This is a genomic window from Corynebacterium sp. LK14, assembly GCF_008042215.1.
GTDB classification, from domain to species: Bacteria; Actinomycetota; Actinomycetes; order Mycobacteriales; family Mycobacteriaceae; genus Corynebacterium; species Corynebacterium striatum.
This window is the reverse complement of record NZ_NOVQ01000009.1, coordinates 446,230-465,417: the sequence shown is the minus strand read 5'-3', so window position 1 is coordinate 465,417 and position 19,188 is coordinate 446,230. Positions and strand designations below refer to the sequence as shown.

The following is a 19,188-nucleotide window of genomic DNA, read 5'->3' as shown; positions in this document are numbered from 1 at the left end:
ACCAGCTGGGGGTTTACTCGTTTTCCAGCTCCGCGCAGCGCGCCTCGAGAGCCGCCTTCGCCACGCGCAACGACGCACCCTCGTTAAAGCCGCGGCGGGCAAGCACGCCCACGATGCGCCGCAGCGCCTTGTCGCGCTCCGCACGGTCTTCCGGGATCGTCTTCACCGAGCGCGCCTTCTTAGCAGCGAGCTCCTCCATGATGGACTGCTCGGACTCCTGCGTCACCTGCTCGAGCGCCTCCGCACGGTCTGCTTGCGCTACCCCCTTGCGCTGCAGCTCGCGGTCGAGCACCCGCGCCGACTTGCCGCGGCGCGCATGGCGTTGGCGCACCCATTCACGCGCGAATGCCGCGTCATCGAGCAGGCCCACGTTCGCAAGATCGTCAAGCACCGACTCGACGACCTCCGGGTCAAACTCGGCCTGCACCAGGCGGTCATGCAGCTCCGACCGCGAACGCGCACGCTGATCGAGCAGCAGCAGCGCGCGCGAGCGCACCTTGGCTTTGGCTTCTTCTTCCTGGACATCAAAAAGCCCGCCTCCAGTGGCGCCGGATTCATAATCTTCCAGCGCCCGGCGTAGCTTCTCGAGCTTCTCTGGGGCGGGCTTGTTCATTTATTCGTCGTCAAAGTCGACGTTTGGCACCAAGTCCACTGCCTCATCAGTTAGCGGATCATCCGCACCTGGCACGTCCATTGGAATATCTTCGTCGGTAGCTGCACCAGAGCCGATCCCCAACTTGTTGAAGATCTTTTTCTCGATCTCGTCAGCGAGGTCCTTGTTTTCCTTCAAGAAGTTACGAGCCTTCTCCTTACCCTGACCGAGCTGGTCACCTTCATAGGTAAACCAGGAACCGGACTTCTTGATGAAGCCATGTTCCACGCCCAAATCGATAATGGAGGACTCCCTAGAGATGCCCTCGCCATACATGATGTCGAACTCGGCAATCTTAAATGGTGGGGAAACCTTGTTCTTCACGATCTTGATCTTGGTGCGGTTACCAATTGCATCCTGGCCGTCCTTCAGGGTCTGAATGCGGCGGATGTCGCAACGGACAGATGCGTAGAACTTCAGCGCCTTACCACCAGTGGTGGTCTCCGGCGAACCGAACATGACACCAATCTTCTCGCGCAGCTGGTTAATGAAGATTGCGGTAGTGCCGGAGTTATAAAGCGCACCGGTCATCTTGCGCAAAGCCTGGGACATCAGACGAGCTTGGAGACCCACATGGGAGTCCCCCATCTCGCCCTCAATTTCTGCCTTCGGGGTCAGCGCTGCCACGGAGTCAATAACGATGATGTCAATAGCGCCGGAGCGAACAAGCATGTCCGCGATCTCCAGCGCCTGCTCACCAGTATCCGGCTGGGAGACCAAGAGGTTGTCGGTGTCTACGCCCAGCAGACGGGCGTATTCCGGATCCAATGCGTGCTCCGCATCGATAAAGGCGGCAATGCCGCCGTCCTTCTGCGCAGAAGCAATGGCGTGCAACGCAACAGTTGTCTTACCGGAAGACTCAGGACCGTAAATCTCAACGATACGGCCGCGCGGGAAACCACCGATACCCAGAGCAATATCGATCGCGGTATTACCGGAGGAGATCGCCTGGATTGGCGGGCGTTCGTCATCACCCAGACGCATGACTGCGCCTTTACCAAAATCCTTCTCAATCATCGCCATTGCGGCGTCAAGAGCCTTTTGGCGGTCATCACCTTTAGCTGCCGCGGCAGTGGACTTCTTCTTGGTTGCCATTTATTTCCCTAACTTTGATTATTAACGCAGAATGATTCACGCGCCGATGAGCGCGAGTTCTTCTTTTTAGACTGTTATTGCGCAACATTGGTTCCGCCGACAGACAAAAGCTATCGAATCAGCCTGACATCCCCCACAACAATACACACACAGATGTTCGAATTTCCACCCAAAATCAGCGTGTCTGTTCTATTTTCAGGCCATAAAGGTTTCAACGCGTTCGAAAGGCCGAGCTAACGATTACAAGGTTGGATAGTCGACCCCAAGGCGCCTTCCTTCGGGAACGTCAAAGTCATCGCACAATCCGTCCCACACGTCGCCCGGGTCAACTCCTCGCTCGATTAGCTCGTCAGCGGTCTCACCATATTTTGCTAGTACGTGGGAATGGCTAATCCACTTCCCCTCGGACTCGCCGAACTCGTCGACAACCAGTTGGTGATATTCCGTCAATCGCATGCCAGCCATCCTACAGGGCGGCCTTGCACACCCTCCCTAGGACAAGTCCCCCATCTAGGGCATAAAGCGCCGCCAATACCCCACGTTGAACGCTGTTCAAAACTGCCGGTTTCCTGCTTCGTTGACACACGTGTAATCTCCCCACCATGAAAAAGAACTCTGTCGCGACTGACATCGCATATGCTGCAGTCTTTACCGCTCTCATCATCGTTTTTGCGTTCATTTCCATTCCAAGTCCTGTCTCCGGTGTTCCCATCGTTATCCAGAACGCCGTCATTACCCTGGCGGGTCTAGTTCTCGGCGGTCGCCGCGGATTCTTCGTGGGCCTGCTGTTTATCGTTCTCGGCCTCGTAGGCCTTCCGGTCCTTGCTGGCGGACGTAGCGTCATCAGCGCCCTGCCTGGCCCAACAGTTGGTTACATCGCGGGCTACCTCATCTCCCCTGCCATCGGCGGCGCTGTGGCCTACCGTGCACCGCGCAACAAGACAGGCCTTGCCATCATGATTACCGTCGCCGGCTTTGTCAGCTTGCTCATTCAGTATGCTTGCGGCACCGTCGGCCTGGCACTGCGCGCGGGCATGGGCTGGGGCGAAGCTGCCCTGGCACAGATTCCATTCCTCGGCCCAGATGCGCTCAAGCTGGTGATCATGATCATCATCGCCATCGGTGTGCACTCAGCTTTCCCGGATCTCATGGGCCGCAAGCCTGTGACAAAGAAGGCTGAATCCGCGGCTTAAGCACTATGCCAACAATTGATTTTCAAGGGGTCTGCGTCTCTTTCGAGGACAAGGAGATCCTTTCTGGTATCAACCTGACCCTCAGTGAGCAGCGCATTGGAATCATCGGTGCCAACGGTGGGGGCAAGTCCACGCTGACGCGTCTCATCAATGGTTTGGGTGAACCAACTAAGGGCACAGTGCTTGTCGACGCCGTCGATGTAGCGAAGAGTGGCAAAGAAGTCCGCCGCAAAGTGGGCTTCGTATTCTCCGATGCAGAGAACCAAATCGTGATGCCAAATGTGCGTGACGACGTCGCCTTTTCCTTGCGTCGCATGAAACTAGCTAAGGAAGAAAAGAAGGCGCGTGTCGACGCCGCCCTCGAGAGATTCGGGCTCTCACATCTAGCGGAGCAATCACCACACACGCTGTCAGGTGGTCAGAAACAATTGCTTGCGCTGGCGGCTGTACTAGTCATGGACCCGTCGCTCATCATCGCCGACGAGCCGACAACCTTGCTCGACCTACGCAACCGTGACCGCATCCGGCGTGAGTTCGCGGCACTTGAGCAGCAACTCATCGTGGTCACCCACGACCTCGAATTCATCAATGACTTCGACCGCGTCATCTGCATCGATGACCACAAGATTGCTGCCGACGGCGCACCCGAGGAGGTCATCACTTTCTACCGCAAACTCATGGCCTCACGGCCGCTCTAAAGAAGTCAGCTTAAAAGAACCGACCCACTCAACAATCACCCCAACCGAAACCCTTTGTGAAGTAGGAAGCCAGCCGTGCCCAAGAACATCCCCCTCGGTTATTACGTTGATGCCGACACCATCATCCACCGGCGTCCGGCATGGGTGAAGTTTGTGGTTCTCATTACATTCATTGTGGTCACCACACTGTGGGCTAAATCCATTCCCACTGCGATCGGCGCCGCCGCGATAGCAGTGGCTCTCTACCCCATTGCACGTATCCCTATCAATGTGGCATGGGGCCAACTTTTGCCGCCTCTTTATCTCTTGTTGGCCCTAGCCGCGTTTCAGTGGTGGCAAAAGGACTTTGTCACCGCAGTGGTGATGTTTTTTAGTGTCTATGCCTCAATCATCGCGGCCGTTTTGCTGACCTTGACTACCAAGGTTTCAGACATGATGGAGGCTTTTGAGCGAGCACTACAACCTTTCGCGAAACTCGGACTGCCAGTAGAAAACCTCAGCCTTGCCATGTCGCTGACAATCCGTCTGTTGCCGCTGATGCTCGGCACAGTCAATGAAGTCCTCGACGCCCGCAAAGCACGCGGAGCCGGCACGTCACTGCTCGCCTTCGGTACACCGGTGGTCATCCGCTCTATCCGCCGCGCCCAGGCCATGGGTGAGGCCCTGCAAGCCCGCGGCGTCGGTGATTAATGCTTGCTAGAGTAGCTCCATGAATTCGGAACCCGAGTTTCAGTCCCCAGAAACTCACTACATGCAGGAAGGGCCTCACCTGGCGGATGCCAAGGGTGAGGCCCTTCCTATACTCGAGGCTATCGGCTACTTTCGTAGCGTCAACTAAGGCTTACTCGCCGCGCAGCTCGCGGAGACGAGCCTGGACAGCATCATCAGCTGCAGCATTTGGCTGAGCTGCCTTGTCAGCAGCGGAACCAGCAGTGCGGCTGCCCTCGATTGCTTGCTGGGGGTTGCCCTCCACAGCCTTGGTGGTGTTCATTTCAGCACGAATCTGCTCGAGACGGGAGTGGCCTGCGAGCTGAACGCCAGCCTGCTCAATCTCGTGCATGCGATTAGAAACGGAGTTCTCGGCGAGCTCAGCCTGGCCCAATGCCTTGGTGTAGCGGCGCTCAATCTTGTCACGCACAGAATCCAGCGACGGGGAGTTGCCGTTCGCGGTCAGCTCGTTCATGGAGTTAAGCGACTCGGAGACCTTCTCCTGCATCTTGGCCTGCTCAAGCTGAGACAGCAGCTTGGAGCGCTCGTTGACTTTCTCGCGCAGAGCCATGCCGTTGCGCTCGACAGCCTTCTTAGCCTGCTCAGCCTGCTGAAGTGCCTGATCGTGAAGCTTCTTAGTGTCCTCTACAGACTGCTCAGCAGTAACGAGCTGTGCAGCGAAAGCCTCCGCAGCGTTCTCGTATTCGGTAGCCTTGGTTGCGTCACCTGCAGCACGAGCCTTGTCAGCGAGCTCGAGAGCCTGGCGGGTATTGCCCTGCAGCTTCTCAATTTCGCTCAGGCGACGGTTAAGCTGCATCTCGAGCTGACGCTGGTTACCAATGACAGCAGCTGCCTGCTGCGAAAGCTCCTGGTGCTGACGCTGTGCTTCCTCAATAGCCTGCTCGATCTGAACCTTCGGATCAGCATTTTCTTCGATCTTGGAATCGAAGAGTGCCATCAAGTACTTCCATGCCTTTACGAATGGATTCGCCATTGTATTCTGGGGCCTTCCTAATTAGCTTTCAAAATTTTCTGAAAAAGTATTTCTCCGGTTCTCTATACTAGCGAAGCCCGCGCTTCACTGCGTTGCCTAGGGCATAAAGTTCGCTGTGGAGCGCGGGCTATTAAAAGCTAGTTAGAGCTCAGATGCTGCAGGGGCAGTCGACGCCAGTTCCTCATCCATCGACGGCAGTGCCATGTAGCCCGCTGCCTCAATGAGAACGTCAGCAACGCTTACCTCGAGCGCATGGCAGACAGACGCCAGAAGCTCTGAAGATACTTCCTTGCGTCCACGCTCTAGCTCGGAGAGGTAACCCGGGGATACACGGGCCACGCCGGCGAGCTCGCGGAGAGTCACGCCCTTGTCAGCGCGGAAGGCGCGGAGCGTGATCCCCAAAGCCTCACGAAGGAGCGGTTCCGGAGCGCGTTTAGGGGTTTCGACGGCACCCGGTACCCGCGCCTGGGTGGCGTTTAAAGGCTTTTCAAGAAGTGCTGTTGTAGTGTTCATCATCCTGTACAACGTGCTAAGTCAGCACTTTGTTCCCGACAGTGCTAATTTTCTTCCAAAGTTGATAGAAGCAGGCTCAATGCTACGGCTACAGCACCCGTTCGAATCTCGTCGCGCGAGCCAGAAAGGTGCTCCGTCTGAATCGCCGTTGGTTCAACGCTGGGGCCCACAATCCCTACGAATACCGTGCCCGCGGGTTTGCCCTCCTGAGTATCAGGGCCTGCGACACCAGTTAACGAGATCGCCCAATCCGCGCCAGTCTCACGGGCGGCAGCCACGGCCATCTCCTGCGCCGTCGGCGCGGAAACCACGCCCCGTTCCTCCAGCTGCTCCAGAGGAACGTGCAAGAAATGGGACTTTACCTCGGTTGCGTAGGTAACCAATCCCCCGCGCAACACGGCAGAGGCGCCGGGCACGGTGGCCACGGTTGCCGCGGCTAGGCCAGCAGTCAGAGACTCGCAAAACGCCACGGTTTCCCGGCGCCGCTTGAGCGTTTCAACTACTTGGCTAGCCAGGGAATCCATTAGCAATTCTGCTTCCTACCGTCAATGAGGTACTGCACACCGGTGACCACGGTGACCACAACTGCCACGAGCATAACTACAAAAGTAGGGATATCCATCCAGCTCGGTAGCGGGCACAGGTACATGGCAACAGCTATGGTTTGGAGAACAGTCTTTAGCTTGCCGCCCTTAGATGCTGGCACCACCTTGCCTTGGCGCAGCAAAGCCATGCGCCACAAGGTAATGCCGAACTCGCGCACCAAGATAACCACCGTCACCCACACAGGCAGCACACCGATGATATTGAGACAGACGAATGCAGCCGTCATCAATGCTTTATCTGCGATGGGGTCAGCAATCTTGCCAAAGTTTGTAATCAGACCGCGGGAACGAGCAATGTCGCCGTCCAGCTTGTCCGTGATCATCAAAACCACAAATAGGCCAAACGCCCACCACTCATGGTCCGCCAGGACAAGCCATGCAAAGACTGGGATAAAAAGAATTCGCAAGCTGGTCAAGACGTTGGGCAGATTCCAGTTGGAAACGTTGGGATTTACATCCGACGCCGCTGCTGCCTTTTGCTGAGCTTGAGAATCATTCACGGGACTAATCCTACCTGCCATGTTGAAGCTCCTGCGGCTGACTCCCCCAACTCCCTAAGATGAGGGGCATGAAGTACATTGCAGCACTCTACGAATATGACCCTGAAAATCCGGCCATCGCTGATAACCGTCCGGCGCACCGCGAATTCATCAACGGCCTCAATGCCGAAGGCAAGATTCTCGGCTCAGGACCATTCCCAGATGCCAAGGGCGGCGCGTTGATTGTCCTCCAGTTCACGGATGAGACGGCCACCATCGAAGACGCTGCCGCAACCATGGACAACGATCCTTTCTTTGCATCCGGTGCAGTCACCGCCCGCGACTTCCGCGAGTGGAATCCAGTCATCAACTCGTTTAGCTAGTAGCTAGTAAGCGCCCAACCTCGATAAATGCTAAGGCCCGGGGAGAAATGCACAGTGCTTCTCTCCGGGCCTTTATGGTGCGGTGTAAACACCTCTCAAACTTGTGGTTTAAGGCAATTCTGACTGCGGTAGGTCCGCAGCTTTACCTACAAACTCGCCGCTCTTGGTGCGAACAATCTTGTTACCCTCTTCGTCCCAGTCATAGTGGTTATGAGATATCGAGATGCCACCCTGGGCCTCGTCGCGCTTGCTCTTCAAAACAGAGGCGGCAACGGTCACCGCGAGGACGCCCACGATAACCAGCAGGGACATCAAGGTCGGGATCTCTGGAATGCCACTGACGTTTTCGCCGCCATTCACGAACGGCAGGTTGTTTTCGTGCAGCGCGTGGAAGAGGAGTTTCACGCCGATGAAGCCCAAGATGATGCCCAGGCCATAAGGCAGGTAGACCAGACGCTCCAAGAGGCCATCAATCAGGAAGAACATCTGGCGCAGGCCCATCAAGGCAAACGCGTTAGTAGTAAAGACCAGGAACGGTTCTGAAGTAATGCCGTAGATAGCCGGGATGGAGTCAAACGCGAACATAACGTCGATGAGGCCAATAGCGGTCAATGCCACGAACAGTGGCGTCAGAGCCAGCTTGCCCTTCTTCGGGCCGGATTCCTCGCGGTGGGTGAGCTTGTCACCGTGGTAGCGCGGCGTCACGTGGATGACCTTGCGCAGCCACTTGATGACGAGCATGTCGTTGGGGTCCGTCTCCTCAGCGTCGCGGATCTCATCGATGATGAGTTTGACTGCGGTGTAGATAAGGAAGATTGCGAACAGATAGAACACGTCGGACCACGCCTGGATGATCGCAGCACCGAGCATGATGAAGATGAGGCGGAATAGCAGCGCCAACACGATGCCGATCAACAGCACCTTCTGCTGGAAGCGGCGAGGAATCTTGAACGAGCCCATAATCAGTGCGAACACGAAGAGGTTGTCCACGCTCAAGGCCTGCTCAGTCACCCAGCCTGTGTAGAACTGAATGGCGTGCTCGTGATCCCACAGCACCCAGACGATACCGCCGAAGATGACGGCGAGGCCCATATAAAACAGGGTCCAGAAGCCGGATTCCTTGATGGAAGGCTCATGCGGGGATCGCACGTGGCTGTAGAAATCAAAGATGAAAAATCCGAGAATGACGACGATGGTGATCGCCCAGATCCACAATGGGACATGCATATATAAATATCCTCCGGTCGGGTTACGAAATTGACCGGAGGTCTCCCCCACCCGCTCGACGCGGGCCAGCGAGACCGGGAACCCTGGTATAAATCCGAGCTGCCGTGTTGACGATCATCGCTGTGGAGCGGGGTACTCCCCTCCAAGACTCGTCCTATATTACACAAAAGAAAATGCCCTACCGCATTTAAATCGGTAGGGCATTAAAGCACCAGCGCAACTGGAGTCCAGTTCTTAGAACGCCCCAGAAGATGGGTTGTAGGTGGCCTGCATGGTGCGTGTGTCGTCGGAGGACGCGGCGTCGTCAAGCGCTGCGTCGCCACCGTCAGCAGACTGCGCCATCTCATCCTGGATTTCCTTCGGGGCTTCAGCCGGATCCGCGCCCTTAATCATCCAGATTATGGTGTCGAGTTCTTCCGGCTTGACCAGAACCTCACGTGCCTTCGAGCCCTCGGAAGGACCCACGACGCCGCGGGATTCCATCAAATCCATCAGGCGACCAGCCTTAGCAAAGCCGATGCGGAGCTTGCGCTGGAGCATCGACGTCGAACCCAACTGGGAGGTAACCACAAGTTCGACGGCCTCAAGCAGATCATCCAGGTCTTTTCCGATGTCCTCGTCGATTTCCTTCTTCGCCTCGGACTTCTTTTCTTCCGTGACGCCTTCAGTGTAGTTCGGCTGGCCTTGTGCCTTCGCGGCATCGACAACAGCCTGAACCTCTTCGTCAGAAACGAACGCGCCCTGCATACGCACCGGGCGTCCGCCTTGCGGGATGAACAGACCGTCGCCCATACCGATGAGCTTCTCAGCGCCACCCTGGTCCAAAATGACGCGGGAGTCAGTCAGCGACGAGGTAGCAAAGGCGAGGCGGGATGGAACGTTGGTCTTGATCAGACCGGTCACGACGTCCACGGAAGGGCGCTGGGTTGCCAGGACCAGGTGGATACCCGCCGCACGTGCCTTCTGAGTAATGCGGACGATGGACTCCTCGATTTCCTTCGGGGCGGTCATCATGAGGTCGGCCAACTCGTCCACCACGCACACGATGTATGGGTACGGGCGCATCTCACGCTGGGAGCCGGCAGGTGCCTGGTGCTCGCCGGAGATGACCTTGCGGTTGTAATCCTCGATCTTGCGCACGCGGGCGGACTGCATGTCCATGTAGCGCTGCTCCATCTCCTCGACCAGCCACTGGAGGGCGGCTGCCGCCTTCTTCGGCTGTGTGATGATCGGGGTGATGAGGTGCGGAATGCCTTCGTACGGAGTGAGCTCCACCATCTTCGGGTCGACGAGGATGAGGCGCACCTCCTCCGGGGTCGCGCGGGTGAGCAACGAGACGAGCATGGAGTTCACGAATGCGGACTTACCGGAACCGGTAGCACCCGCCACCAAAAGGTGTGGCATCTTCTTCACGGAGAAGGACGAGTATTCACCCTCAATGTCCTTGCCCAAGCCGATGAGCATTGGATCGTCGGAACCAACGATGGCCGGGGAATCAAGCACGTCGCGCAGACGCACCATCTCTCGGTCTGCGTTCGGCACCTCGATGCCCACTGCGGACTTGCCCGGGATCGGGGTCAGCAGACGCAGGTTGTCCGTGGCCACGGCGTAGGCCAGGTTGGACTGCAGGTTCGTAATCTTGGAGACCTTGACGCCTGGTCCAAGCTCGATTTCGTAGCGAGTAACTGTTGGGCCACGGCTAAAGCCGGTGACCTGGGCGTCGACCTTGAACTCCTCGAAGACATCAGTGATGGCCTCGATGATGCGGTCGTTGGCCTCGGTACGAGCCTTGGCAGGCTTGCCCGGGGTCAGCAGGTCAGTGGTCGGCACGTCGTAGTCGGATTCGCTAGCCACACCAGGGGCAGGTGCCGGGGCCGGTGCAGCAGAAGCCGCCTGTGCGGGTTGCGCCTGTGGTGCGGACTGCTGGGACTGCGTTGCTGGCTCTTCGACGGACTTGCCGGTCGTGGCATCGCGCCCGGATCGCTGTTGGAACAGGCGCACTGCCTCAGCGTGTGCCGAGGAGACCACGTCTGCTGCGGAGTCGAGAGCAGCGCTTGGCGACGCCGCTCCTGCCGCAGCACCCGCAGCCGCGCCAGCGGCAGCACCGGCGGCACCGCCGATTGCGGCACCGGCTGCGCTGGCAGATGCCTGGGAAGTACGGCGCGGGGTTGCCGAGCGCGGAGACGCTGGGAGCACGGTGGTTGACACCTCGTCGCGGACTACTGGAATCTCATCGGTGTCGTCGACGCTGCGCGGGATAGTTGAATTGAATTCTGGGCGGCCATGCTGCACTGGGTGCGCCGGCGTGGCCGGTTGTGAGATAACCTCGGTCGGCTGCCCCGCATCATCGAGCAGCGCGGACTGCTCGGCGCGCGCTGCAGTAGCTGCGGCGTCCTCATCAGCGTCCTGCATCGGCGCTTGAGCGGAGTCGAAGGAGACCGTTGCGTTTGCGTCTGCCGGGTAGTTATCCATCGGCGTCGACAGGCGGCGTGGGCGCTGGCGGCGTGCGCGGCGCGGCTGCTGCGCCTGGCGTTCCTCACGCGGTGCGCGTTCACGCCCCTCGGCGATGTCCTCGATATCGTCATTGACGTGACCATAGGCGTCGTCGTGGAGCTCCTCGTCGTAGTCCTCGTAGCATCCGTCCTTGCGTTCGCGCAAGCCGGCCATGAGGTCGTTGAAGATCGCCGAGATGTAGTCGAAGGCCTCGCGCAGAGTGATACCCGTGATGTTCAGGGCACCGTAAATGATCAACAGGAACAGCAATGGAACCGCAACATAAGCAGAGAACGCCGCCTCGAGCAGCTGGCCCACGACAAAACCGATGGCGCCGCCGGCGTCACCTGCAGCATTGTTTGACCACGACAGAGCAGGCAGTCCGGCAAAGATGTGGATGAGGCCCAGCATGCACACGATGATGAGGGTGGTACCGCCCACGACGCGTGGCTTGAGGTGACCGGCCACGCCGGATACCCCCATCATGAGCGCCATGGCGAGGGCCACCAGCGCCACTGGTAGCACGTACGCACCTGCGCCGATGACGTAGCGCACCACATTGGTGAGGTAGGCACCGATGACGCCCACGATGTCGAACCACACCGCACACGCGAGGACAATCGCGATGCCAATCAGGGTCAGCGCAACCGCATCCGGATTGGAAATCTGGATGGTGCGTTCCTGCCGGGCGACGCGGCCCTCAGGATCGACAGAGCGGTCCAGCGCAGTCTCAGGATTATTCGCGACGTCCTCGCCCCGACCTTTGCCATTGTTCTTGGCGCGGGTTACCTTGCTCTTCTTGGTTTTGCCCCGAGTAGAAATTTCCTCCGGCTCCCTTACATCATCGTAATCTTCAGTGTCATAGTCGCCGTAGATATCGCGATCATCCGCACCGCCGTCACTCGGTCGCAGATTGTTCATTCCACGGCCGACGCCGCGTGCCATATCGCCCATGCCACGCGCTGTGGCGCCAAAAACCGCGCTTAGCCCACGACCGACAGCACGAAATGCGCTGCCGGTCCTCTCGGAAGAGGTCTCAGCAGCGCGGTTTGCGGAAGTCAGCGTGAGATGCTCGGAGTTTCCCCGGCTCGAGGACTTACCTGTACCGGTACGGCCAGACGGCCGCGATCGGTTCGCAGGGCGGGCGCTTCCCTTTGAGGAGCGGCCACGGTGCGAGGCGCGTGACGGTGCGTTTTTGACAGACATATCCGCCACTCTAGTAGCCCTTGCACCACTATTCACATACGCCACACTAGTTTCGGGTGGATATTTTCCTTAGTGAATAAGGCTTCTACACGCTTTTGCATCCTCAATGAACAGTAAGGCACAACTTACTGCGCATATTCCAGCCTAAGGGCTTGACACAAAGTTAGAGGCTGGATCGGACGATAGCATTGTTATCGCCCTCAATCTTGACGTCACTGGCGTCACGGCCGTAGGTCCACAGCACCAGTTCGGAGACTGGGCCCAGGACGCGGACGACGTCGTCCCCGCGCTCAGCCACCTTCTTGCTATCGCCCACGACGATGCGAGCCAGGCCCTCCGGGTACATGACAACCGACTTCGCGGACTTGCTCAACATGCGGGGAGCCAACATTTTCAACCCCTTGTGGAGTTCCTTCTCCACTGCCTTTGAAAAGTCGCGCGGCTCGGTCATACCGTTGGCACGGCGAATGTCCTCATGGTGGATGAAGTGCTCAGTGAGGTTTAGCAGTGAATCAACGTAGCGCATTGGGTTCGTCTTCTTCGCTCCCCTCCCCCAAGCATCAACCAGCTCATCGAAGTCACGCGCCGCTGCTTCCTGCATCGCCGACTCAAGGCGCTTTTGCAACTGCGGGATGAACATCCCAGCGGCCGCGTCAGGGCGGTTTTCCCTTACCCACAAGTGCACGGCAAGGTCGCGAGTGGTCCAGCCTTCGCACAGCGTAGGGGCATCCGGACCTAGTTTATGGAACAGCGCCACCATCTTGGCGCGCTCAGCAGAAGAAAACGACATGTGCCCCAGCATAGACTGCCGGGGCACATGTCGTTTGAGAGGTTTACCCTAAAGCTCCTAAAGCTACTGCTTTATTTAGAGAGACTCGCGGGAAGCCTCTACCTCTTCGTCATCAGCCAAGAGCGGACCAGAGTTTGTCGGGATGATGGTCGGCAAGATGACTGGCTCGCGCTTGTACTTGGAATCCATGAGCTTGGATACCTTGCGGCGCAGCTTCTGCACCATGCGGTAGGTATCGTTCTCACCCTCAGCGGCGAGATCGTTCATCGTGGACTCAACCAACTTGGCAACCTCCGGCACGATGCCGCGGTCATCGTCAGAGAAACCAGTGGTGGATACAGCCGGATGCTCAAGCAGTCGGGACGTGCGGTTATCAATCACACAGGTGATGGAAACGACGCCGCCAGAACCGAGGTTGGTGCGGTCTGCCAGGGTATCTGCGTCGACGTCACCCATGGAGACGCCATCGACGTAGAGGTTACCCACGGTAATCTGGCCAACAACCTCTGCACGGCCGTTGCGCAGATCAACGACGACGCCGTTCTGTGCCAGAACCACGCGGTCGCGGTCAACGCCAGTGGAGACTGCCAGTTCCTTGTTTGCACGCAGGTGACGCCACTCGCCGTGGACCGGCATAGCGTTCTTCGGACGCGCAGCGTTGTACAGGAAGAGCAGCTCGCCGCCGTAGCCGTGGCCGGAGGCGTGAACCTTGGCTTCCTTGTTGGTGATAACTTCAGCACCAATCTGGGAGAGCATGTTCATGACACCGTAAACGGCCTCTTCGTTGCCCGGAATCAGGGACGAGGAGAAGATGATGAGGTCGCCGTCGCGGACGGTGATCTGACGGTGCTCACGGCGTGCCATGCGTGACAACGCAGCCATTGGCTCGCCCTGGGTACCGGTGGTGATGAGCAAGACCTTGTGCGGTGCCATCTTGGCAGCCTCGTCGATCGGGATGATGGTTCCGCGCGGAACCTTCAGGAAGCCCATCTTCTCGGCGATTTCCATGTTGCGCATCATCGAGCGGCCGTTGAAGGCAACCTTGCGGCCAGCATAAACGGCGGCGTCGATAGCTGCCTGTACGCGGTACACGTTGGACGCGAAGGACGCGATGATGACGCGCTGCTTAGCATTGGACACCAAGCGGCGGAAGGTAGCCGGGATATCTCCTTCGGATGCGGAAACACCCGGAATGTTCGCGTTGGTGGATTCGCAGAGCATCAGGTCGACGCCCTCATCGCCGTAGCGAGACAGTGCCGGAAGGTCGGTCGGACGGTTGTCCAGCGGGGTCTGGTCCAGCTTGATGTCACCGGTGTGGATGATGTTGCCGGCTGGGGTGCCCAGCATGATGCCCAGTGCATCCGGAACGGAGTGGTTAACTGCCCAAAAACGGCAGCGGAAAGGACCGTAGTTCACATCCGACTTCTCGTTGACCTCAACGAACTTCGGCTTCTGGCGGTGTTCCTTACACTTCGCCGCAATCAGGGCGATGGTGAAGCGCGATGCCACGATTGGAATATCCGGGCGCAGCTTCAGCAGCCACGGGATAGCACCAATGTGGTCCTCGTGAGCGTGGGTGACAACGAGTGCCTTGACCTTGTGAATCTTCTTCTCGATCGGGCCAAAGTCCGGCAGGATCAGGTCAACGCCCGGCTCGCCAGAGGACGGGAAGAGCACGCCGCAGTCGATGATGAGCAGCTCATCCTGGTACTCGAAGACGGTCATGTTACGGCCAATTTCGGAGATACCGCCCAGAGCGTAGATGCGCAGGGCATCCTTCGGCTGCTTTGGTGGTTCCGGCAGACGCTTAGTCAGATCCGCGCCCTGCATTGACTTCGGCACGTTGCGGCGACCGCGGTTGTTGTTACGGTGGCCGCGGCCACCGTTGTTGCCGTTGCCATTGTTCTCATTACCGCTATTGTTTCCGTTGCCGCCGCGACCGCGACCACGGGAGCCACGGGAACGGGAGCGACGGTTGTTGCCGCCCTCGTTGTTGCCCGATTTATCGGAATTGTTGCCACCGTTGTTGCCGTTGCCAGAGGATTGGCCATCGGAGGTGTTCTTGGAATTGTTCTCACCGGATTCCGTGCGCGCCGAATTGGTCGGTGCCTGAAAAACCGGCGAAGCCGCCTCATTCGAGGCGGTCTCAGTTTCCGCTGGTGGGCCCGCCTTGCGGGTAACCTTGCGGGAACGGTTACGGGGTTCAGTCATTCTTAAAGGACTCCAGCCTTTTCCATATCACGGCGAAGCTCCTCGATCTCCTGCGCGGAGGCCGCGACAACTGGGAGACGAGGGTCGCCGACTTCGATGCCCTGCAGACGCAGGGCAGCCTTTGCGAGTGTTGCTCCTCCCAGACGCGCTTGCGCCTGGACGAGCGGGGTCAAAGTTTGTGCATTGATCTCCCTTGCGCGTGCAAGGTCGCCTTCTTCGAAGGCAACAAGGAGATCCGCGAGAGCACGCGGAGCTGCGTGGCCGACGACCGAAATGACGCCGGAGGCGCCCAAGGTCAGCCAAGGCAGGTTCAGCGGATCATCGCCGGAGTACCAAGCCAAGCCGGTCTCCTGAATAAGCGGTGCGGCCGCGCCAAGGTCGCCTTTAGCGTCCTTGACAGCCTTGATGTTCGGCAATTCCGCAAGGCGGCGGATGGTCTCCGTCGCAATTGGAATGCCCGAGCGGCCAGGAATGTCATAGAGGCAGATCGGAAGATCGGTTGCCTCGGCAATTGCTGCGAAGTGGGCGTACACACCTTCTTGAGAAGGCTTGGAGTAGTAAGGAGCCACAACGAGCAGGCTGTCTGCACCCGCTTCTGCGGAAGCCTTGGCCAACTCGATGGACACTGCGGTGTTGTTGGTACCTGCACCTGCGCAGAGCTTTGCGCGGTCCCCTACTTCTTCCTTGACGGCCTTGAGCAGCTCTAGCTTCTCATCCAGCGTTGTCGTCGGCGATTCACCCGTGGTACCAGCCAGGATGAGGGAATCTACGCCGTTGTCAACGAGGTGAGCTGCTAGACGACGCCCCGCGGCTACATCGAGTTTGCCATCGCGGTCAAACGGGGTGACCATGGCTACTCCGACGCGGCCGAAGGTTTCTACGCCTGTCTTTGCTGTCATACCTGTGCTCATAGCCGTCAAGATTACCCGCTTCCCGCGAAAATTTGTTCATCGGGGTCGCGTTGCGGAACAAGCTATGGCCACCGCCACGGACTTGAACTAGGCGTATGGGCTCGATGCCATTTCGGTGCCGTCGGCAAGCTGGGTGATGTGGAAGTCATCGAATACCACCGGCGACTGCTCGCGCAACAGCTTGAGGCAGGCAATCGCTAGCTCACGCATCTCGGTGTCCGCTTGCTCGGTGGCACGCGCGCCGATGAAATGGCGCCAAGCCCGGTAGTTTCCGGTAACCACGATGCGGCTTTCCGTCAGGTTGGGCAGCACGGCGCGCGCCGCTTGCCGCGCCTGCTTCTTGCGCAGTAGTGCGTTGGGCTCATCTTCCAGCTTGCCCTCCAGCGCGCTGAGCAGCTCGTTATAGACAAAACGCGTCTCATCCACTGCCTGCATGGTAAGCCGCGTCAGCTGCTCGTCTTCAGCAATGAGCTTGGGCAGTACCACCTGTGTTTCCTCCGGATGCACGTAGCGTTGCGAAAGCTGCGAGAAGGAGAAATGGCGGTGGCGCACCAACTCGTGGCTGGCAGAGCGCGACAGGCCGCGGATATACAGCGTGGCCGTGGCGTGCTCCAGCAATGCGTCGTGGCCGACCTCCAGAATATGCCGTAGATAGGCCGAGTTCTCCGCGGTGCGCGGATTCGGCTTATCGAAGGACTCGTAGCAAGCCCGGCCGGCAAATTCGACGAGAGCCTCGCCATCGGAGGCTGCCTGTTCCCTCTCCCACTCGATGCCCTGTGGCGGGTGGAACTGCGTTGCCGCGATGAGCTGGACGTCCAGTTCGCTAATGCGTGCCATATTTAGTGCCTTATGTCTCCCCGATAGTCCGACTTATAGGCCCAAGTACTTCTCAAGGCCCACGGTCAGCCCTGGGTGATCTGCAATCTGGCGAACGCCAACCAGCACGCCTGGGGTGAAGGAAGAACGATCATAGGAATCCTGGCGGATGGTCAAGGACTGCCCCTGGGCGCCGAAGATGACCTCCTCGTGGGCAACCATGCCGCGGGTACGCACGGCGTGGACTGGGACACCGTCGACGTCGGCGCCGCGTGCGCCTTCGAGAGCCTGCTCGGTAGCGTCCGGCATCTCTCCTAGGCCTGCTTCCTTGCGGGCTGCCGCAATGCCTTGCGCGGTGTGGATGGCGGTGCCAGAAGGCGCATCCAGCTTGGTTGGGTGGTGGTACTCCACAACCTCGGCGGTCTCGAAGTACTTCGCAGCCTGTGCTGCGAAAACCATGGTCAGCACGGCGGAGATAGCAAAGTTTGGTGCAATCAGGACGTTGCCGGCGCCATCTTGTTTGGTCCACCCCTCGACCTGTGCCAGGCGGTCTGCGTCGAAACCGGTGGTGCCCACGACGCAGTGAATGCCGTTGCCAATGCAGAACTCGAGGTTTGCCATCACCGAAGACGGCTGGGTGAAGTCAACGATAACCTCGGCGTGGTTATCCACCAGCACCTGCAGGTCAGTATCGCGGTCAACCTCAGCGACCAGCTCGAGGTCATCTGCCGCCTTAACGCCTTCTACAATCGCCTGGCCCACGCGGCCCTTCGCGCCCAAGACGCCAACTTTGATAGCCATAAATGCTCCTTTGCCCTGTTCAATGTTCGATCTTCGATGTTCAATCTAAATTTAAATACGTATAAGCACGCTACATCTAGCGCAGGCCTCATTGCCTGCCCCAACGCCGACCAGTCTAACGCGCCAGTTGGCAACGCAGACTTTGTGCCATGCGTATCTAGATTGCTTCCGTGCTTGTCGACGACGTCGCTCGCGCCCACGATTTCTACGTCAACACCTTGGGATTCAAGGTTAAAGACGATGTCACCCACGGCGACTTCCGTTGGCTCACTGTCACCAACGCCTCCGGTCCAGCCGAAGACAGCGGCATCGAACTCCTGCTAGAGCCCAAGGGCCATCCAGCAGCAGCTCCTTTTACTGAGGCACTCAAAAAAGACGGTATTCCGTTTACCCAGTTCCTGTCTGAGGACGTAAAGGCCGAGTACGAAAAGCTCAGCGCAAAGGGCGTTGACTTCACCATGGAACCAACCGACGTCGGCCCTTCTATCGTCGCCATTTTCGATGACACCGTGGGCAACCTCATCCAAATGGTGCAACTCAAGGATTAGCGTCGATGCATCTGGCGGACAGTGCAGGGATGATTTAAACATTGTGCACAAGCGTGAGCCCGTTTTCTTAGACTGGTCAGCATGATTCCTCTCAAGTTCTCTGCGCCTGCCTATTCGCTTGCTCATCGCCGCCGCCTGCACGTTGTGGCCGCCACCTTAACCACGGCCACGGTGACGCTTTCAGCCTGCGCCGGCAGTGCCTCCAACGACGACAGCCACAGCGCGCCGCTATCTTCCGTGGCGCCTTCTGAGACCACGCCGCCGACAAGCAGTCAAACGATAGAGGAGACCACAAAACCGCAGCCGACGAGCAGCGAACAGAACTCAGATGGGCTTCCAGAAGGCTTCCTAGGCACTCCAGATACGGCAGACATCGACTTCGACGGAACCTCCGAAGGCGAACTAATCCCAACCACTATGCGTGCTGGTAGCCATCAAGGCTACGACCGCGTAGTCATAGAGTTCGCGGGCGCCGGCATTCCGCGGTGGTGGGCACACTACACCGAGTCCACAAGCGCACCAGGGTCGGGGTTCCCCGTGCCCTACTCCGGCAATATCGCTCTCGAAATAGGCCTCGAAAGCACACCGAGGCCCGATAGCCAAGAGCTCCGAGACGCGATGCTCAAGCCCAATGCCCAAACGCCTGGCGCGGGTGTCGTGCGCAGCGTGGAATTTGTCAGCGCATTCGAGGCCCAGTCTCACTTCGTTATTGGGCTCGATAAGAAAGTGCCCTATTCCATCACGTACTTGGACGGTCCACCTCGTATTGTCATTGACTTCCTCAACAACTCTTAGGCTTGCCCCTAGTCACCGATGACGCTAGAGACAAGGAAAGGCGCCCTCGCTAGCAGCCGGCATAGTTGCG

At 58.5% G+C, this 19,188-nt stretch carries 20 protein-coding genes; 6 read left to right on the top strand and 14 right to left on the bottom strand.

All coding sequences use genetic code 11. The features are described from left to right. Window positions 1-13 precede the first annotated feature (13 nt). The 3 genes from recX to CHU71_RS05520 all read right to left on the bottom strand — a co-directional run bounded on the left by recX (window position 14) and on the right by CHU71_RS05520 (window position 2,203). Window positions 14-613 carry a recombination regulator RecX gene (gene recX, locus CHU71_RS05530; RefSeq protein ID WP_100087106.1) on the bottom strand — a complete coding sequence of 200 codons (600 nt, stop codon included), beginning with the start codon at window positions 611-613 and terminating at the stop codon, window positions 14-16. Beyond that, window positions 614-1,747, bottom strand: a complete 1,134-nt coding sequence (gene recA, locus CHU71_RS05525) for a recombinase RecA (protein ID WP_046645315.1) — start codon at window positions 1,745-1,747, stop codon at window positions 614-616. It lies immediately after the preceding gene. 240 nt (window positions 1,748-1,987) lie between these two features. Next, a complete protein-coding gene (locus tag CHU71_RS05520) occupies window positions 1,988-2,203 on the bottom strand; it encodes a DUF3046 domain-containing protein (RefSeq protein WP_046645314.1) in 216 nt (71 codons plus the stop codon). Between the two features lie 146 nt (window positions 2,204-2,349). Here CHU71_RS05520 and CHU71_RS05515 point away from each other — a divergent pair, with 146 nt between their 5' ends. The 3 genes from CHU71_RS05515 (at window position 2,350) to CHU71_RS05505 (ending at window position 4,328) form a co-directional block, all read left to right on the top strand. Further along, window positions 2,350-2,940 (top strand): biotin transporter BioY, encoded by a 591-nt coding sequence (locus tag CHU71_RS05515; protein ID WP_147760426.1) that lies wholly within the window; start codon window positions 2,350-2,352, stop codon window positions 2,938-2,940. Between the two features lie 5 nt (window positions 2,941-2,945). Next, on the top strand, window positions 2,946-3,638 hold the full coding sequence (locus CHU71_RS05510; protein ID WP_147760425.1) for an energy-coupling factor ABC transporter ATP-binding protein: 693 nt from the start codon (window positions 2,946-2,948) through the stop codon (window positions 3,636-3,638). Between the two features lie 75 nt (window positions 3,639-3,713). Then, complete coding sequence (locus CHU71_RS05505) at window positions 3,714-4,328, top strand: energy-coupling factor transporter transmembrane protein EcfT (RefSeq protein ID WP_147760424.1); 615 nt, start codon at window positions 3,714-3,716, stop codon at window positions 4,326-4,328. A 151-nt stretch (window positions 4,329-4,479) separates the two neighbouring features. Here CHU71_RS05505 and CHU71_RS05500 read toward each other — a convergent pair whose 3' ends face one another. The 4 genes from CHU71_RS05500 to pgsA all read right to left on the bottom strand — a co-directional run bounded on the left by CHU71_RS05500 (window position 4,480) and on the right by pgsA (window position 6,979). After that, entirely contained in the window at window positions 4,480-5,340 is an 861-nt protein-coding gene (locus CHU71_RS05500) for a PspA/IM30 family protein (protein WP_100087102.1), read from the bottom strand. Window positions 5,341-5,481: 141 nt separating this feature from the next. Then, window positions 5,482-5,853 carry a helix-turn-helix domain-containing protein gene (locus CHU71_RS05495; RefSeq protein ID WP_049063448.1) on the bottom strand — a complete coding sequence of 124 codons (372 nt, stop codon included), beginning with the start codon at window positions 5,851-5,853 and terminating at the stop codon, window positions 5,482-5,484. A gap of 44 nt (window positions 5,854-5,897) precedes the next feature. Beyond that, on the bottom strand, window positions 5,898-6,377 hold the full coding sequence (locus CHU71_RS05490) for a nicotinamide-nucleotide amidohydrolase family protein (protein WP_100087101.1): 480 nt from the start codon (window positions 6,375-6,377) through the stop codon (window positions 5,898-5,900). Then, the gene (gene pgsA / locus CHU71_RS05485; protein ID WP_168926538.1) at window positions 6,377-6,979 is read right to left on the bottom strand and encodes a CDP-diacylglycerol--glycerol-3-phosphate 3-phosphatidyltransferase; all 603 of its coding nucleotides are present in this window, start codon (window positions 6,977-6,979) and stop codon (window positions 6,377-6,379) included. Before pgsA ends, CHU71_RS05490 begins: the two co-directional genes overlap by 1 nt. A 47-nt stretch (window positions 6,980-7,026) precedes the next feature. Between pgsA and CHU71_RS05480 the strand changes: the two genes are divergently transcribed. Beyond that, a complete protein-coding gene (locus CHU71_RS05480; RefSeq protein ID WP_100087099.1) occupies window positions 7,027-7,320 on the top strand; it encodes a YciI family protein in 294 nt (97 codons plus the stop codon). A 108-nt stretch (window positions 7,321-7,428) separates the two neighbouring features. Here CHU71_RS05480 and CHU71_RS05475 read toward each other — a convergent pair whose 3' ends face one another. The 7 genes from CHU71_RS05475 to dapB form a co-directional block, all read right to left on the bottom strand. Next, the gene (locus CHU71_RS05475; RefSeq protein WP_100087098.1) at window positions 7,429-8,547 is read right to left on the bottom strand and encodes a TerC family protein; all 1,119 of its coding nucleotides are present in this window, start codon (window positions 8,545-8,547) and stop codon (window positions 7,429-7,431) included. 234 nt (window positions 8,548-8,781) lie between these two features. Continuing rightward, entirely contained in the window at window positions 8,782-12,246 is a 3,465-nt protein-coding gene (locus CHU71_RS05470; RefSeq protein WP_147760423.1) for a DNA translocase FtsK, read from the bottom strand. 163 nt (window positions 12,247-12,409) lie between these two features. Then, window positions 12,410-13,048: a TIGR03085 family metal-binding protein gene (locus CHU71_RS05465; protein ID WP_147760538.1), complete on the bottom strand. Its 639-nt coding sequence runs from the start codon at window positions 13,046-13,048 to the stop codon at window positions 12,410-12,412. Window positions 13,049-13,111: 63 nt separating this feature from the next. Continuing rightward, entirely contained in the window at window positions 13,112-15,247 is a 2,136-nt protein-coding gene (locus CHU71_RS05460; protein ID WP_187272027.1) for a ribonuclease J, read from the bottom strand. 2 nt (window positions 15,248-15,249) lie between these two features. Further along, window positions 15,250-16,158, bottom strand: a complete 909-nt coding sequence (gene dapA / locus CHU71_RS05455) for a 4-hydroxy-tetrahydrodipicolinate synthase (protein WP_147760422.1) — start codon at window positions 16,156-16,158, stop codon at window positions 15,250-15,252. Between the two features lie 87 nt (window positions 16,159-16,245). Further along, entirely contained in the window at window positions 16,246-16,995 is a 750-nt protein-coding gene (thyX, locus tag CHU71_RS05450) for an FAD-dependent thymidylate synthase (protein WP_147760421.1), read from the bottom strand. Window positions 16,996-17,028: 33 nt separating this feature from the next. Continuing rightward, window positions 17,029-17,775, bottom strand: a complete 747-nt coding sequence (gene dapB / locus CHU71_RS05445; protein WP_147760420.1) for a 4-hydroxy-tetrahydrodipicolinate reductase — start codon at window positions 17,773-17,775, stop codon at window positions 17,029-17,031. Between the two features lie 161 nt (window positions 17,776-17,936). Between dapB and CHU71_RS05440 the strand changes: the two genes are divergently transcribed. Both CHU71_RS05440 and CHU71_RS05435 read left to right on the top strand, forming a co-directional pair. Further along, window positions 17,937-18,323: a VOC family protein gene (locus CHU71_RS05440; protein WP_255456403.1), complete on the top strand. Its 387-nt coding sequence runs from the start codon at window positions 17,937-17,939 to the stop codon at window positions 18,321-18,323. 81 nt (window positions 18,324-18,404) lie between these two features. Then, window positions 18,405-19,118, top strand: coding sequence for a hypothetical protein (locus CHU71_RS05435; RefSeq protein WP_147760419.1), 714 nt, complete (start codon window positions 18,405-18,407; stop codon window positions 19,116-19,118). Window positions 19,119-19,188: the final 70 nt, after the last annotated feature.

Coding starts and splice junctions, on each gene's coding strand:
- CHU71_RS05495 (WP_049063448.1), bottom strand. CDS start 5,853: ATGAACACTACAACAGCACTTCTTGAAAAGCCTTTAAACGCCACCCAG.
- recX (WP_100087106.1), bottom strand. CDS start 613: ATGAACAAGCCCGCCCCAGAGAAGCTCGAGAAGCTACGCCGGGCGCTG.
- CHU71_RS05475 (WP_100087098.1), bottom strand. CDS start 8,547: ATGCATGTCCCATTGTGGATCTGGGCGATCACCATCGTCGTCATTCTC.
- CHU71_RS05470 (WP_147760423.1), bottom strand. CDS start 12,246: ATGTCTGTCAAAAACGCACCGTCACGCGCCTCGCACCGTGGCCGCTCC.
- CHU71_RS05490 (WP_100087101.1), bottom strand. CDS start 6,377: ATGGATTCCCTGGCTAGCCAAGTAGTTGAAACGCTCAAGCGGCGCCGG.
- recA (WP_046645315.1), bottom strand. CDS start 1,747: ATGGCAACCAAGAAGAAGTCCACTGCCGCGGCAGCTAAAGGTGATGAC.
- CHU71_RS05515 (WP_147760426.1), top strand. CDS start 2,350: ATGAAAAAGAACTCTGTCGCGACTGACATCGCATATGCTGCAGTCTTT.
- CHU71_RS05460 (WP_187272027.1), bottom strand. CDS start 15,247: ATGACTGAACCCCGTAACCGTTCCCGCAAGGTTACCCGCAAGGCGGGC.
- CHU71_RS05510 (WP_147760425.1), top strand. CDS start 2,946: ATGCCAACAATTGATTTTCAAGGGGTCTGCGTCTCTTTCGAGGACAAG.
- dapA (WP_147760422.1), bottom strand. CDS start 16,158: ATGAGCACAGGTATGACAGCAAAGACAGGCGTAGAAACCTTCGGCCGC.
- CHU71_RS05480 (WP_100087099.1), top strand. CDS start 7,027: ATGAAGTACATTGCAGCACTCTACGAATATGACCCTGAAAATCCGGCC.
- CHU71_RS05520 (WP_046645314.1), bottom strand. CDS start 2,203: ATGCGATTGACGGAATATCACCAACTGGTTGTCGACGAGTTCGGCGAG.
- pgsA (WP_168926538.1), bottom strand. CDS start 6,979: ATGGCAGGTAGGATTAGTCCCGTGAATGATTCTCAAGCTCAGCAAAAG.
- CHU71_RS05435 (WP_147760419.1), top strand. CDS start 18,405: ATGATTCCTCTCAAGTTCTCTGCGCCTGCCTATTCGCTTGCTCATCGC.
- CHU71_RS05500 (WP_100087102.1), bottom strand. CDS start 5,340: ATGGCGAATCCATTCGTAAAGGCATGGAAGTACTTGATGGCACTCTTC.
- thyX (WP_147760421.1), bottom strand. CDS start 16,995: ATGGCACGCATTAGCGAACTGGACGTCCAGCTCATCGCGGCAACGCAG.
- dapB (WP_147760420.1), bottom strand. CDS start 17,775: ATGGCTATCAAAGTTGGCGTCTTGGGCGCGAAGGGCCGCGTGGGCCAG.
- CHU71_RS05465 (WP_147760538.1), bottom strand. CDS start 13,048: ATGCTGGGGCACATGTCGTTTTCTTCTGCTGAGCGCGCCAAGATGGTG.